The organism is Pseudomonas sp. ICMP 10191, from assembly GCF_001467335.1.
GTDB classification, from domain to species: Bacteria; Pseudomonadota; Gammaproteobacteria; order Pseudomonadales; family Pseudomonadaceae; genus Aquipseudomonas; species Aquipseudomonas cerasi.
This window is the reverse complement of the sequence record NZ_LKGW01000135.1, coordinates 214,987-230,730: the sequence shown is the minus strand read 5'-3', so window position 1 is coordinate 230,730 and position 15,744 is coordinate 214,987. Positions and strand designations below refer to the sequence as shown.

Sequence of the window (15,744 nt, the reverse complement as noted above, 5' to 3'; positions counted from 1 at the left end):
AGCCAAAGCGAGCAGACCATTTTCTTCACGACCCCAATCAGGACGTACATATGCAGGTAGAAGGCTTTTTTGAATGGCTCGGGCAGGCCATCGGCGCGATCATTCGCTTCTTTGTCGACGGTCTGGCGTGGTTGTTCAACGGGTTTACCCATGCTGGGGGAAATTTTGTCGATGGCTTGTCCCGCACGCTGGGCATGGACACCTCGCTGATCAGCATCATCGCACTGGTCATCGGCCTGATGCTGCTGTACTCGGCGGTCCGCGCCTTCATGCGCGCTTCGATCATCCTTGGCATCATCTGGCTGGCGCTGGGCCTCTGGTTGCTGAGCTGGATCATTCATTGATGCGTTGAAGGCTAGCCTGCCGCCATGGTGGGTGAACGGGGCGACGCCTTCGCGAGCAAGCTCGCTCCAACGTAGATACACCGAAGAACCACCATTGCTGTCGATGCAGTGAGGCCTTTGTGGGAGCGAGCCGGGCGACGCTTCGCTTGCTCGCGAAGACGATGGTTCGGGCACGCTGTTTCCGAAGCCTGTACCGGTCCTTTCGCGAACAATGCGGATCGCCGCCCCGGTCGCTCCTACTGGATCTGTGGTGCGTCGGCCCCTTTGTGAGCAAGCTTGCTTCCACTGTCATGCATTCCAATCAATTGGCGATCATTTTCCCTTCACCACCATCTGCGCTGGCGCTTCGCCCAGGGCTTGCCAGTTCGGGCGGTACATGGATTCGACCTGCGGCGGCGGTATGCGGTAGGTGCCCGGGGTGACGGCTCGCGCCAGGTAGAGCAGGTGCACAGTGCTGCTGCCGTCGATGTCCAGGGCTGCCACGTAGCGGTCGCCACGATATTCCTGATGCTTGATCCCGGCGTTTTCCATCGATTCGCGGATGGTTTTCACCTCCTCGCTGGCGTCTTCCAGGCTTGCCGCGCTTTGCGCCAGGTTCTGGTTTTCCAGCTCCAGGCCTGCAGGCAGCAGGTCCACCACCAGCGCATCCGGGACGCGCTGTTTGGCACCGATTTCCAAGTGCACCAGCACCAGTTGCCCGGTTTTCAAGGCGCCGATGTTCAGCGGTGCGCCGCTCAGGTTCAGGTACTCGCGGCGAATGCTCAGGTTTTCGCCACCCGCTACAGGCGCCTGGGTGGGATAACCGGAGACGGTCAGTTGCTGGTAAAGCGCTTCGACGCTCTGGTTGTGCACTGAAAGCGGCGAGGCCAGCAGCGAACCGTCCAGCTTGAGGCCCGGCTGCCGGTTGCTCAGTTCGCGGTTTTGAGTGCCGCTGACAATGCTGGCGGTCCAGTCTTTTTCCGGTTTGCCCAGCAGGTTACGGCCAGCCATGAACAGTGAATTGCCTTCCTGGGTCGACAGGTAACGATTGGCCGCCACCTCATCCGCCAAGGCGAATAGGCGCTCATCACGCTTGTCTTTGGCGAGGTCGTTTTCTTCCAGCAATGCCAGTATCAACGCCTGATCACGCAGCGAACTGCCGTAGTCGGCCAGCCATTCATTCTTGCGGCTGGCGGCCAGACCCGCCATCAGGGCCTGGTCGGCGCGGGGTTTGTCGCCCATCTTCTCCAACGCGACTGCCACTTGCACCAATGGCAGGCCGGAGCGGGCGTCACTGCGGCGGTCGAACAGGCTGCGCAAGGCGGCGAGCGGTGCCTGCTGACTGCGCGACAGCACCAGCCCGGCATAGGCTTGCACGGCGAAGCGCGTATGTTCGGCGTTCTGGCTGTAATTGACCTGAATCTGGCCGGCATCCTGCAGATAACGCAGCAGGCGTTCACTGGCTTTCTTCAGCGCATCCGGCGGCACGGCAAAGCCCTGATCGCGGGCGCGCAGCAGGAAGTCTGTGACATACGCCGTCAGCCAGTATTCCTCGTCGCTGTCCGAGCCCCACAGGCCAAAACTGCCGTTGTAACGTTGCATGCCCAGCAGCCGCTCGATGCCGATCTCGACCTTGCGCTTGCGTTCGGCATCCGTTTCGCCGGTCAGGCCCAGGCGTTTGAGGGTTGCGGCGTCGGCATACAGCGACGGGTACAGACCGCTGGCGGTCTGTTCCAGGCAGCCGTAGGGGTAGGCTTTCAATGCGCGAATCTGTTCGCCGAGGTTCAAGGGCGGACGGCTCGACAACGACAGCAGCGCCTCACGACCGGCCGGTTCGAACGCTTCCAGCGCGCCCTCCGGCAGGCTCCAGGGCTGATCATTGAGCGTGGCGCGATAATGCTTGAGCATTGCCGGGTAGGCCGGGCGTACGCCGACGGTCCATTCGCGTGTGAAGGCCGGCAGGTTTTCGCCCGGCAGGTCCAGACCTTCGACCAGCACCTTGATCTTGCCCTGACCCAGGCCGCCTTGCGCCAGCACCGGAACCTTCAGGGTGACGCGCTGGCCTTCCTTGAGCTGCAGGGGCTTGCTCTGGTCGCCGCCCGGAATGCTCAACTGGCCCTCAGCGCTGATTTTCACGTCCAGCTTCTGTGCCTTGCCCGACAGGTTGGAGACGTCCAGCGCCACGCTGGTCTGGTCGCCACCGGCAAGAAAGCGCGGCGTCGACAGTTCGGCGATGATCGGCGCGGCAACCACGGTTTTCGCCTCGGCCATACCGTAGCGGTCGTCGGTCCAGGCTTGAGCCATTACGCGCAGCTCGCCGTTGAAGTCCGGGATATCGACGCTGACTTCACCTTCACCGGCGTCATTGAGCGTCACCGGCGCACTTTGCAACGCCACGATGGTGACGCTGGTGTCCGGACGTTTGCCGCCCTTCGCCAGTGCATCGCCACCGAACGCCATGCTTGCCAGGCGCCCCTGACCGGCTTCGATCAGCTGACCGTAGATGTCCAGTTGGTCGGCTCCGTACTGCTTGCGGCCAAACAGGCTGGCAAACGGATCGGGCGTCGCGTAGCTGGTGATGTTGAGGATGCCGACGTCCACCGCCGATACCAGCACGTGGACTTGTTTGGGGACGCTGCCGTCAGCATTTTTGGCGGCGACCTTGAGGGTCAGGGGTTGTCTGGGGCGCATTTTCTCCGGCGCGGTGACCGTCAGCGCCAGCTTGCGCTGCGCCCGGTCCAGCGGCAGGTGCAGCACACCCACGGCGCGCTTGGGTGTGACATTGGCCTTGCGTTCACCGGGACGTATCACCAGAGCGGTGACGTACAGGTCGTGGCGTGCCCATTTTTTGTCCAGCGGGATGTCATACGATTTGCCTTCGGCAGGCACGTCGATTTCCTGCCACCACAGCGGACCTTCGCTGGACTCGACCAACAGATAACCCTTGCCCGCAGCCGGCGGGGTGACAGTGACTTTCGCGGTGTCGCCATCGTTGTAGGCCGGTTTGTCCAGCGCCAGCTTGACCTGATCCGGTCTGACCGCGCCGCCGTCAGTGTTGTCCTGCCAGCGATAACCGGCCCAGAAGCGCAGGCTGCTGACCATTCCGGTGGACGGGTCTTCCACCTCGACACGGTAAGGACCCCATTCGACCGGGAAGCTGACCTTGGCGGTGGCGTCCTTGGTGATGCTGACGGTTTCTTCGTTGAGGTTGAGGAATTTCTCGTTGAAGTGGTAACTCCAGCCGTCGTCGGCCGAGTAGTTCCAGTAGTAATCGCGACGCTCGCGGATCAGCCGGACTTTCACGTTGTCAGCGCCCAGCTTGTTGCCCGCCGCGTCGGCCATGACTATTTCAAAATCGGCCGGGCCGTCGCCGTTGGTCTGCGCTTCGCCCTTGGCCTCGTTGTCGTAGTCATCACCACCCGTGCTGCTGCCGAACAGTGCACGCACGCCGGGCAGGTGTTCGGCAGGCCAGATCGGCTGCACCAGACGACGGGTGATCGGCCGCCCGCCAGACTCTTGCAGGCTGGCTTGCAGAATCAGTTGCAGCGGCGATTTGGCCTGCGCCCACTCGCTCTGCACGGCGAGCGTCGAATGACCTTCGGCATCGAGGGTGACGGGCTCAAGCTCCAGATCATGCTTGAGGTCTTCCTCGGTGATCGAGCCGAACTGATAACCCGGCAGCTTCGGCACCGCCTCGCGCAGCGGGCGGACATAGACCTGACCGGTCAGCGTATTGCCCGAAGCGGGGGCGCCGTACAGGTAGCGGCCAGTGATATCGAATTGCGGGTTGTCAGCAGGCGCCACCGGCGTGTCGCTGCCCTTGAGTTCCAGCGCCAGACGCTCGGGCAGGAAGTCCTCGACCTTGAACTCGTAGAGCTGCGGTTTGCCGTCACCCAGGTTGAACATCAGTTGCCAGCGTCCGGTGGGCGCTTCGTCGGCAAGCGGCAATTGATACTGGTAGAAACCGTTGCTGTCGGCTTCCCAGACGAATTTGCGGCTGACCTGATCATCGGGACGGCGCACTTCGACGGTGATGGGCTGCGGCTTGACGGTGTTGCCGTCGCTGTCGCGCAGCAGGCCGTTGAGCAGCACGGTTTCGCCGGGGCGATACAGGTCGCGCGGGCCGAAGATGAAGAACTGCAGCGGGTGAGCCTGCGGGCCGGAGATATCGAACTCGGCCAGGTCCAGTGCCGAGCTGTTGAGGCGCAGCATGCTGGTCTGTTCGTCCTTGTGCGCCAGTACCACGGCAGCCTTGGCCGGCAATGGCAGTTGCGCGTGGCCGTCGCTGTCGGTCTTGCCCTGGGCGACGACCTTGCCGTTGTCGTCATACACATCGACGCTGATATCACTCAGCGCCTTGCCACCCTCGAGCGCTTGAGTGAAGACGTCCAGACGGTTGCTGTAACGGTGCACCGACAGGCCGATGTCACTGAGCGTCAACAGGGTGGCCGGCTGCGAGTAGCTGTAGGTGCCCGAGGCGCGCATCACCGCCAGATAAACACCTGGCTGTTGCAGGGGCTTGATACCGGCAATCGGCAGCAGCAGGGTTTCACGGGTGTTGCGCGCGGGCTTGAGGTCGAAGCGGCCGCTGTAGACCAGTTCGGCCATGGGCAGCAGTTCTTCGGAGCTGTAGCTGGACAGGCTCGACGCGCCGTCCCACTGGGCGAGGAAATTCGGCATCGAGTCGGGTTTGATGCGGAAGAACTCGACATCCACCTTGTCGACGTTCAGCGCGATCACCGGCAGGCCCTCGGCCAGACGGGTCGGCAACAGGCTGCCACGGCTGGCGAAACCGACCGAGGGCTGCAAGTCGCGGGTTTCCAGGCGGCTGATGTATTCGGCGGCAAGTTTGGCCTTGTTGACGGCCAGCAGACCGGCATCGACGGTCAGGACCAGTTTGCGCTGCGGCTCCAGGTGGCGCAGGCGCAATTCCATGAGGTTATCCGACAGTTCCCAGGCACCGTCGACCTTGCCGTTCTTGCTGTCCACCAGGTGAAGTTTTTCGTCGAATTTCTGTTCGGGGTCGAGCGGGACCGAGAAGCTCACCGACAGGGTGCTTGCGCCGTCGACCTGGATTTCCGACACGTCGATGACCGTCAGTTCGCGGCCTGCGTAGCGCTTGCTCAGCGCGGCTAGGTCGACTGCGGGTTTGGGCTTTTTGTCGTTGACCGTTGCCTGGGTCGTGGGGGCCGTGGCGGGCGCGGGTTTATCCGTTGAAGAAGAATCACAGGCGCTCAACAGCGCAAGCGCGCAAGCCAGAAACAATCCTTTGTTTAACATGGGGGCACTCATCGGCAACGGTAGAGAGGATGCGACTATATAACAGTCGTGATGACAAGTATTACTGTCAGATTGACCAGTAAGGTCACATATCGAGCGGACTGACTATCGTGCCATTGCGCGTTGGCATGCAGCGGGTGACGCAGAGCGTCACGAAATGCATTCACACGCTGTGGACTGACCCCAAAAAGTTAGACAGTTGACTATCGTTCCTCACGCTACAGTGGAGCGTGCTGAATGATAACGCTGCCGCTTTCGAGGCATGAGTGCCGTTTCCGGACGTATCGAAACGCTGGGACACCCTGCGTTTGATCTGGCTACAATGCCCGCCTTGCCGGGAGTTCTCATGTCTACGTTGTTCACTGACTGGCGTCATCGCTCAACCCATCGTCGTGTCTGGGCGCTTGCGACGCCGATGATTCTGTCGAATATTTCCGTGCCGCTGGTGGCGCTGGTCGACAGCGCGGTGATCGGTCATTTGCCGCACGCCCATCAGCTGGGCGCTGTGGCGGTGGGCTCTACGCTGTATACCTTTCTCGCCTGGGCGATGGGCTTTCTGCGCATGGGCACCACCGGTTTTGCCGCACAGGCGGCAGGGCGCAGTGATAGCGCAGCGTTGCGCCGCATTCTGTTGCAGGGGTTGCTGCTGGCCGTCGGGCTGGCGGTATTGCTGGGTGTGATCGCCTTGCCTTTCAGCCATCTGGCGCTGACGATGATGCAGCCGTCTGCCGATCTGCAGCAAATGACCCTGGATTTCTTCCACACCCGACTGTTCGGCCTGCCTGCGGCGCTGGCCAGTTATGCGCTGGTCGGCTGGTTTCTAGGCGCGCAGAACGCGCGGGCGCCACTGGCCATTCTGTTGCTGACCAATGCGGTCAACATCGTTCTCAATCTGTGGTTCGTCATCGGGCTGGACTGGGGCGTGATCGGTTCGGCGCGTGCGTCGGTACTCGCGGAGTGGACTGGCGTGGTGCTCGGTCTGCTGCTGGCACGTAACACCTTGCGCGCCTGGCCGGGCCGGATCGTCTGGTCGGCCTTGCGGCTATGGAGTAACTGGCGGCCCCTGCTGGCGGTCAACCGGGACATCTTTTTGCGCACACTCGCGCTGCAATCGGTGATGTTCCTGATCACCGTGCAGGGCGCTCGTTTGGGGGATGCGACGGTTGCTGCCAATGCCTTGCTGCTCAACGGCCTGCTGTTGACTGCCCATGCCCTGGATGGGCTGGCGCATGCGGTAGAAGCGCTGTGTGGCCATGCCATCGGCGCGCGGGACCGGGATACGTTGCGACGCTCCCTGGTGGTTGCGGGAGGCTGGTCATTGATTTCCAGCGTGGTGTTTGCGCTGTTCTTTCTGGTGGCCGGGCATGGCTTCGTCAGCCTGCAGACCGATATCCCGGAAGTACGCGCCACCGCGATGACCTATTTGCCGTATCTGGCACTGATGCCGTTGCTGGCCGTCTGGAGCTACCTGCTGGACGGCCTGTTCATCGGTGCTACCCGTGCGCGGGAAATGCGCAACGCGATGCTGTTCAGCGCAGCGGGCATCGCACCGTTGGCTTATCTGGCTGCCAGCCACGGCAACCACGCCCTATGGCTGACGTTCCTGGCCTTTACCCTGCTGCGCGGCCTGAGCCTTGGGTTCATTGCCTGGCGGCTGACGCGCAGCGACGGCTGGTTCGTTCACTGAGCCTTCTGCCCGGTTCCGTTCTTGTCAGACGCCATTTGCGGGGTGTGGCTGACGAACATGTCCACCTCATCGATCACAGGGGCCAGACCGCTCAGCAATCTGGCAAATGCGCCGACCAGCGTGCCGTGATTGGTGCGCGAGAAATACAAGTCTCGCACCGGCACGCCGGCTTCACGCAGCGACCTGGCCAGGCCGCCGGTGTTGCGCTTTGGATTGACCAGCGAGTCGGTGTTCGAGGCCATCAGCAATGCCGGTGGCGCGCTGGACGTGACGTGGTTGATGGGTTGCGAGTCTGGCGGTGAATTCGGGAAGAAGAACACCGGCTTCACGTCCGGGTTCTCGATGGGCAGGAAGTCGTAAGGCCCGGCCAGTCCGATCCAGCCGCTGAGGATGGAGGGGGACAAGCCTTCACGAGCCAGCCAGCGCGGGTCGAGCGCGAGCATTGCGGCGTTGTAGGCACCCGCGCTGTGGCCCATCACGTACAAGCGGCTCGGGTCGCCACCGTAGGTGTTCGCATGTTTGTGCGCCCAGGCCAGCGCCTTGGCCGAGTCTTCCAGAAAGCTGGGGTAACGTACCTGTGGATACAGCCTGTAGTCGGCGATAACCACCACCATGCCTCGCGCAGCCAGCGCTTCGCCGACGAACGCGTAATCGGCCTTCGAGCCGCTGTTCCAGCTGCCACCATAGAAAAACACCACGACCGGTGCCTTGGCCGGTTTCGCCTTGGGCGTGTAGATATCCAGCGTATTGCGTGGATCCGGCCCGTACGCCAGGTTGTAGACATGATCGACAGGCCCGCTGGGGTTCAACGTATTGAGCAGCTTCAAAGGCGAGCAACCGGACAAGGCTGCCAGTACGGCACCGGTCATCAGTGTCAGGAAAATCACTCGGATCATGGCGGAGGGGCTCTGGAAGGTGAGTCGGATATGCCTGAGACCATCACGCTTCATCCCAGTGCCGCACAGTTGCTGCTACGTCATTCAATGGCGTGTGGATCACTCGATTTGCCATCCGCTTTGTTGGCGAAGCTGATGCGCGGGCTGCTCAGCGTGAGACCGCTGTCGTCGATCTGTAACTTGCTCGGCCCGGCGTCGACGATCAGTGTGCTGCCTTCAGCCAGTTCTATGCGGGTCCCGTTCGCCAGTTGCAGTCGTCGGTCTGGCCCGGTGATCGCCTGCCAGTCAAGGTGCATCTCAACGTTATCGGCGGGTGCTTGATCACGCCTGTGGCAGCCGTCATCTGCCAGCGCTGAAAGGCAGCCACTGATCTGCGGCGGGCGTTTATCGTCTGCGCAAAAGCTCACTATCACCGACATCCCACCCCGACATTCGACATCCAGCCCCGCAGCCAGATGCAGCCAGCAGCCAGCATCGGGGCCTTCCGGGTGTTGCCAGTCCCATTCGAGGCGCACGTGCAACCGGCCTGACGCATCGGTCCTTGCCGGTTCGCCGTCGCGACCGATGATCCAGCCACGCTGCAGAGGCGCAATGCAGGGACGCGGTGCCGGGGCAGGTGCTGTGAACCCGGCTTCCCAAGGGATGGTGCCAAATACCAACTGGTGGCGGCGACGTGAGTGGACGAAATGGTAGTGAATGCCTTCTTCTGCACACAGCCGCTGGACCAGTTGCAGGTCGGATTCCTGGTACTGCACGCAGCTTTCGCGCTCGATGCATTCTGTCTGCAGGTCAAAGCGGAAGGTGTTCTTCAAACCATGTTCTTCCAGCACCTGGGCAATGATCCGCGTGGCAGTCATGTGTTGAAAGATACGTGAGTGCTGACGCAGCCCGAGGCAGGCCAGTCGAGGCCCCATCAGCAGCGTGTAGCAGGCCGGGCCGGGGTGGTAATGCTTGCGTGTCGCGCCGTGGATCTGACCGTGAAAGCCCTGCCCTTGAAAACTCTGCCCCGGAAAACCCTGCTCGCCGCCGCAGCTCAGCCAGGCAGGCTTATACATCAGGCTGGTGAGGTCCAGATCGAAACCGTCGCCGAGGATTTCCAGCTCAATGGTATACGGCTGGCTGATCGCTTCGGTTGCGCTGAACGATACGACGGTGAAACGGCGCTGCAGGCTTGCAATCTCCAGATGAAAGAATGGCGCGCTGGCGGGGTCGGGCATGGAGGGTTTCTCTACCGGGAATGCGACCGCGGATTCTCGCGCAGAAGCCGGGCAGGGTAGAGGTCTGCAGGTAGAACAGGACGTTGCCTACAGCAGGTGTCGGTGGGGGATTACGTCGAGTGGGTGGGCTGTATGAGCGCGGAGCATGCGCGGCGATGGTTACGCACGCCTCTGCATGCCAATGCGGAGCATTGGCATGATAAGCAGTCAGATCTGGCTCCGCGCAAGGATCAGGACGACAGGTACGACGAGCGGGTCAGCCCCAGGCGCAAGGCATCGAGGAAGTAGGTGCGCTCGCGTGGGGTGATCTTGGCGCTGGCGACCTTGTCCCGGTAATGGGTCATCAGTTCTTCCGGCGACAGGTGCACGTAGCGCAGCATGTCTTCGATGGTGTCGTGGGTTTCGATGCCGGCGTGGTAAACGCTGCCGTCCGGGTTCTGGTAGATGTTCACCGAGTCGGTATCACCGAACAGGTTGTGCATGTCGCCGAGAATTTCCTGGTAGGCACCCACCAGGAAGATGCCCAGCAGATAGTCTTCGCCTTCATTCAGCGAATGCACCGGCATGCTGGTCTCGATGCTCTGCTCATCGACGTACTGCTTGATCTTGCCGTCCGAATCGCAGGTCAGGTCCTGAAGCACGGCGCGGCGCACCGGCTCTTCGTTCAGGCGGTGCAGGGGCAGAATCGGCAGTACCTGGCCAATAGCCCAGGTGTCCGGCAGGCTCTGGAACACCGAGAAGTTGCAGATGTACTTGTCGGCCAGCTTGTCGTTGAGCTCGTCCAGCACCTGACGATGGGAGCGTTGACGGGCTTTCAGCGAGTTGTACAGACGGCGGCAGACGGCGAAGTAGCATTGCTCGCCCAGTGCCTTTTCCGACAGGCTGATCTTGCCGTCGGCGTACTGGGCCGCGATGTCGCTCATGTAGTGCGTGGCGCGCCAGTAGGTTTCGGTGACCATCTCGATGTCGGTCGGACCCAGCAGGTCGACCAGCCATTGCACGGTTTCCGGCAGGCTGGCCTTGTCGGCGATTTCCGGGACTTCGTCGTTGTGTTTTTCGACGTCGGTCACCTGAACCACCAGCATGGCGTGGTGGGCGGTCAGCGAGCGGCCGCTTTCCGAGAAAATATGCGGGTGCGGCAGGCTTTGCGCGTCGCAGAATTCCTTGAGCATGCCGACCACGACGCCTGCGTAGTCGTCCATGTCATAGTTGATCGAGCTGGCGTTGCGCGAGTGCGTACCGTCGTAATCGACACCCAGACCACCACCGACATCGATGTAGTCCACCGGCAGGCCGAGCTTGCGCAGTTCGCCGTAGTAACGGATCGCTTCCTTGAAACCGTGCTGATAGTCGGCCAGGTTGGCGATCTGCGAGCCCATGTGGAAGTGCAGCAGGCGGATGCCCTGATCCAGGCCGGCCATGCGGAAACGCTCGACCACCGACAGCAATTGCGCTGCCGACAGGCCGAACTTGGATTTTTCGCCACCGGTATCCGCCCATTTGCTCGATGCCAGGGAAGACAGACGCACACGCAGGCCGACCTGGGGGGCGACCTTCAGCTCGGCGGCTTCTTCGATCACCAGTTCGACTTCGGATTCTTTCTCGATGACGATGAACACGTTGTGGCCCAGCTTCTGGCCCATCAGCGCCAGACGGATGAACTCACGGTCCTTGTAACCGTTGCAGACGATGGTGCCGCCTTTCGGCGCCAGTGCCAGCACAGCCATCAGTTCAGGCTTGGAGCCCGCTTCCAGGCCGATGGAGACGTTCTGCGTGGCGATGATGTTTTCCACCACCGCTTCCTGCTGGTTGACCTTGATCGGGTACAGCGCGGTGTATTTGCTCTGGTATTCCAGGCGCGCAATGTTGCTGTCGAACGCGCCGGTCAGCTGACGCACGCGGTCTTGCAGGATGTCCGGGAAACGCACCAGCAAAGGCAGCGAGAGGCCGCTCTTGCGCAGGTTGTCGACCTGTTCGTAAAGGTCGATGGGCGAGCTGTCCGGCCCGTTGGGACGGACTTCAACGCGCCCCGCTTCGTTGATTGCAAAATAACCCGCGCCCCAATGGCGAATGCCATAAACGCTGCGGCTGTCCGCAACGGTCCATTGGCTGCCATCGTCTTTGCGTGTGCGTCGTACGGACATCGAAGTCCCCTATAAAGAAGTCGTAGCGCCAGCCAGTAGCCAGCTGCGCGCATTGTAATGAGTGGAAATGACGATTTGATTCGCGGGTTCAGCCGCCGGACTTTTTAGCCTTGAAGCCTTTTTTGATCAGCTCGGCCAACAGCAGTTCGACGTGATCGCCTTGAATCTCGATCACGCCTTCCTTGAGCGATCCGCCTGTGCCGCAGCGCTGCTTGAGGGCCTTGGCCAGCTCTTTGAGCGGCTCTTCGGCCAGCGGGACGCCGCTGATGGTGGTAACCGTCTTGCCGCCACGGCCCTTGCTTTCACGACGTACACGAGCAATGCCGTCACCTTCGGGGATGGCCGTCTGTTTGCAGGTGCACTCGGCAACGGGTTGACGACAATCGGGGCAGTGGCGCCCTGCGTCGGTTGAAAATACCAGGCCACCGAGGGCAGCGAGAGAAGCGGCTTTTTTAGCCACGCAAAAATCCTCTTGTTGAGGACTGAAGATGGGTCGGGCTCGTATGAGCCATCGACCGCGAAGCCCCACTCTGGCAGGGGCAGCGCTACTGAAACGGCAGGGCCGGTTCAGTTTGAAAAGGTCGCGCAGTGTAACGGCAAACCGGCCGGTTGCTAAGGGGCTGAATGCGCCAATTTCTGAACACTCGCTTACTGCTCGTTCTCTATCTGTTTCAGGTAGCGTTTCAGCGCCGCCAGGGAGTCGGGGCACCAGGGATTGTGCTCAGCCTGTTGCAGAACTTCGACGACGGGCATGAAGCGCGCTTCCAGCACCTCTTCAGGTTGCAGTTTCAAAGGGCCGTCCCACACGGCTGAAAACACTGCACACCAGAGCCGGTTGCCCGGCTGATCGAAGAAAAACTGTTCGTGGGCCTGCAGCGGCACGCCACTGACGCCCAGTTCTTCTTCCAGCTCGCGCGCAGCAGACTCCGCATAGCTTTCATCCGCCTGGACCATTCCGCCTGCGGCTACGTCCCAGTAGCCGGGATAGATCGCCTTGCTCAGCGTGCGTCGGTGCACACACAGCTCACCCAGACTGTTGAACAGCAGGATATAAGTGCCGCGTCCAATCAGCCCGCGTTCACGCAGGTCGGCGCGGACCAGTGAACCGAGCAGCCGATCCTGTTCGTCGACCCAGGCGATCTGCTCGGCATCCGAGGCGGCGCGATGCGCGGCCTCGTTGGCAGGTATGGACATCAGCCTTGATTCAGCAGCTGGCGCAGGTCAATGACTGCGGCGTTGGCACGCGAAATGTAGTTGGCCATGACCAGCGAGTGGTTGGCGAACACGCCGAACGGGCTGCCGTTGAGAATCATCGGGCTCCACATTGGCTCTTGCGAGGCCTCCAGTTCACGAATGATCTGGCGCACGCTGACCGTCGCGTTCTTTTTCGCCAGTACGTCGGCAAAATCAACCTCGATGGCGCGCAGCAGGTGCGAGAGCGCCCAGGCCTGACCACGTGCTTCGTAGAACACGTTGTCGATTTCCAGCCATGGCGTTTCGACGATTTCCTCATCGACCTGCGGTACTTCACCGGGCTTGACCGAAACAGCAGCTTCGGTTTTCAGCGTGCTGTTGAGTTTGACCCGGCCAACGCTGGCCGACAGGCGCTGCGACAGCGAGCCCAGACGGGTACCGACATCGCCCAGCCAGTTGTTCAGGTTGTCGGCGCGGGCATAGAACAGCGCGCCTTTCTGGTTCGGATCGGACAGACGTGCCTGGTAGCGGCTCAGGGAGTTGATCCCCTCGGCGTACTGCGATTCGCTGGAAGGCAGGACCCAGCTGCGATTATTGAAGTTGAACAACGGCTCGGCACGCGCCAGGTCGCCATCTTCAGCCGATTGCGACTGGGAACGCGCGAAGTCCTTGCGCAGCGCACGGCTCAGGTCACGCACCTGAACCAGCACGCCGTATTCCCAGCTCGGGATGTTGTCCAGCCACAGGCCCGGTGGCATGCGGTCGTTGGACAGGTATCCACCGGGCTTGTTAAGCAACGTGCCCGCCACGGTCTTGAGCGTTTCAACTGTCGTGTAACCGATGACCATCTGTTTGCCTTCACGCTCGGCGGCAGCCTGGGCGTTTTGCTGTACCGGGAACAGCGCAGGTTCCTTGCTCCAGTACCAGCCGACTGCCAGTGCCACCAGCAGGTAGATCAAGATCAGGGCGCCCAGCGCGCGACTATAGAACAGGTTACCCAGGTAACCGCGGCGTTTGGTCGATGAAGTGTCTGCGGTGCGCGCACCCGCGCTGCCTGCGCGGTTCTTCCAATCCAGCATGGTAGGGTCCTTTCGATCTTGAGTTGAATGCTTCACGAGGCGTTCGACCGCAACCTTACCTCAAGGTGCGGCTGGCAGACATTATCTTGAGATTTGAACTGTAACGTTGATAGGCGCAGTCTATGCACCGATTGATTTTGCATAATGGCTATGCGCCATCAAACTGTTGTCAAATAAGTGACTTGCGACACTGTTCTGTTGTAACGGAGGTGCTAGCATAGCGCCATCAGCCGTATCGCTCAGCAAAACCACAGTAGTCTGAATATGACCGACCCCGAAGACCCTAGCCGAGACCGCCTGAAGCACCACTTTGCCCAGAGGGTCATTCACCAGGCGCGCCAGATTCTGGAGACGTGGCAACGTCTGCAGAAGGCCGAGTGGTCGATTGGCGATATGGCCGAGCTCAAGGAGTCCACGCTGCGTCTTTCGCGCTTTGCCGAACGCTTCGAGCAGGCCGAACACAGCGCGCTGGCGCAGGAAATCAGCCAGGCGCTCGATGCGGTGGAAGCCAATCGCGGTCGCCTCAACAGCCGGGTCATCACCGATCTCAATCGTCTGATGCAGCGCCTTTCCCGAACCGGGCTGCGACACGGCGACCGTTTTGAGCAAACGACGCTGCCACCGTTGCGCAAGCCCGTCTATGTGGTGCTTCATGATCACGAGCGGGCCGAGCGTCTGGCCAAGCAGCTGGAGTTTTTCGGGTTGGCGGCGCTGTCGCTGCACAATGTCGGCGAGTTTCAGCGGGCGATGGCCCAGCGGCATCCGGCGGCGATTGTCATGGATGTCGATTTCAGCGGGCCCGGCAAGGGGCTCGAACTGGCCTCCCAGGCTCAGGAAGGGCTGGAGCAGAAACTTCCGCTGTTGTTTTTCAGCCTCAATGAAACCGATACGCCCACCCGCCTGGCCGCAGTCAGGGCCGGTGGTGAGGAGTTTCTGACCGGCGCGCTGGAAGCGTCGAGTCTGCTGGAAAAAATTGAAGTCCTGACCTGCGTGGCTCAATACGAGCCCTATAAAGTGCTGATCATCGACGATTCCCGCGCGCAGGCGCTGCACACCGAGCGTGTTCTGAACGCTGCCGGAATCGTTACGCGGGTGTTGCTCGACCCGATTCAGGCAATGTCCGAGCTGGCCGAGTTTCAGCCTGACCTGATCATCCTCGACATGTACATGCCGGGGTGTACCGGCACGGAGCTGGCCAAGGTCATTCGCCATAACGACCGTTACGTCAGTGTGCCGATCATTTATCTGTCGGCTGAAGACGATCAGGACAAGCAGCTCGATGCCATGAGCGAAGGCGGCGACGACTTCCTGACCAAGCCGATCAAACCCCGTCATCTCATCACCACTGTGCGCAACCGTGCCGCGAGGGCCCGCAACCTCAAGGCGCGCATGGTCCGCGACAGCCTGACCGGGCTTTACAATCACACGCACATTTTGCAACTGCTGGAAGATTGCTGCTTTCGTTCGCGACGTGAAGGCAAGCCGCTGTGCTTTGCCATGCTTGATATCGACCACTTCAAGAGGGTCAATGACAGCCACGGTCACCCGATGGGGGATCGTGTCATCAAGAGCCTTGCGCTGTTTCTCAAGCAACGCCTGCGCAAAACCGACTTCATTGGTCGTTACGGCGGTGAGGAATTTGCCATTGTCATGCCGGACACCGACATTCAAAGCGCTCATAGGGTGCTGGATGACATCCGCCAGCGCTTTGCCGAGATCCATTACCCGGCGCAGCCCGTCGACCTGTTCTGCACCTTCAGCGCCGGGGTGGTTTCGCTCGGTGCCAATGACGACAGCCTGAGCCTTGCGTCCCAGGCCGATGCGGCGTTGTACTGCGCCAAGCACGCAGGCCGCAATCAAGTGTATTCGGTGCTGGTCGATGTGCCTTTTCACGTCGTGCTGAGCGAGATCGAAGCCTGAGTCC

The 15,744-nt window shown here is 61.2% G+C and carries 10 protein-coding genes; 3 read left to right on the top strand and 7 right to left on the bottom strand.

The features are described from left to right. Nucleotides 1–50: 50 nt before the first annotated feature. Entirely contained in the window at nt 51–344 is a 294-nt protein-coding gene (locus AO388_RS21530) for a hypothetical protein (protein WP_003307908.1), read from the top strand. A gap of 312 nt (nt 345–656) precedes the next feature. Here the strand turns inward: AO388_RS21530 and AO388_RS21525 are convergent, their stop codons facing one another. Beyond that, nucleotides 657–5,603, bottom strand: coding sequence for an alpha-2-macroglobulin family protein (locus AO388_RS21525; RefSeq protein WP_058417080.1), 4,947 nt, complete (start codon nt 5,601–5,603; stop codon nt 657–659). 346 nt (nt 5,604–5,949) lie between these two features. Between AO388_RS21525 and AO388_RS21520 the strand changes: the two genes are divergently transcribed. Next, nucleotides 5,950–7,290: an MATE family efflux transporter gene (locus tag AO388_RS21520; protein ID WP_003431715.1), complete on the top strand. Its 1,341-nt coding sequence runs from the start codon at nt 5,950–5,952 to the stop codon at nt 7,288–7,290. On the opposite strand, the gene AO388_RS21515 is transcribed toward AO388_RS21520, so the two are convergent. The 6 genes from AO388_RS21515 to AO388_RS21490 form a co-directional block, all read right to left on the bottom strand. Continuing rightward, a complete protein-coding gene (locus AO388_RS21515) occupies nt 7,284–8,186 on the bottom strand; it encodes an alpha/beta hydrolase (RefSeq protein WP_054081955.1) in 903 nt (300 codons plus the stop codon). The two genes, AO388_RS21520 and AO388_RS21515, sit on opposite strands and share 7 nt — an antisense overlap. 80 nt (nt 8,187–8,266) lie before the next feature. Beyond that, nucleotides 8,267–9,403 carry a contractile injection system protein, VgrG/Pvc8 family gene (locus AO388_RS21510; protein ID WP_058417079.1) on the bottom strand — a complete coding sequence of 379 codons (1,137 nt, stop codon included), beginning with the start codon at nt 9,401–9,403 and terminating at the stop codon, nt 8,267–8,269. 230 nt (nt 9,404–9,633) lie between these two features. After that, nucleotides 9,634–11,547, bottom strand: coding sequence for an arginine decarboxylase (gene speA / locus AO388_RS21505; RefSeq protein ID WP_003431712.1), 1,914 nt, complete (start codon nt 11,545–11,547; stop codon nt 9,634–9,636). An 88-nt stretch (nt 11,548–11,635) separates the two neighbouring features. After that, nucleotides 11,636–12,007, bottom strand: coding sequence for a translation initiation factor Sui1 (locus AO388_RS21500; RefSeq protein ID WP_003313912.1), 372 nt, complete (start codon nt 12,005–12,007; stop codon nt 11,636–11,638). Nucleotides 12,008–12,195: 188 nt separating this feature from the next. Then, on the bottom strand, nt 12,196–12,741 hold the full coding sequence (locus AO388_RS21495; protein ID WP_003368817.1) for an NUDIX hydrolase: 546 nt from the start codon (nt 12,739–12,741) through the stop codon (nt 12,196–12,198). Next, the gene (locus tag AO388_RS21490; protein WP_003431710.1) at nt 12,741–13,820 is read right to left on the bottom strand and encodes a DUF2333 family protein; all 1,080 of its coding nucleotides are present in this window, start codon (nt 13,818–13,820) and stop codon (nt 12,741–12,743) included. Before AO388_RS21490 ends, AO388_RS21495 begins: the two co-directional genes overlap by 1 nt. A gap of 264 nt (nt 13,821–14,084) precedes the next feature. On the opposite strand from AO388_RS21490, the gene AO388_RS21485 reads away from it, so the two are divergent. Further along, nucleotides 14,085–15,740, top strand: a complete 1,656-nt coding sequence (locus AO388_RS21485; RefSeq protein WP_044309551.1) for a response regulator — start codon at nt 14,085–14,087, stop codon at nt 15,738–15,740. Nucleotides 15,741–15,744: the final 4 nt, after the last annotated feature.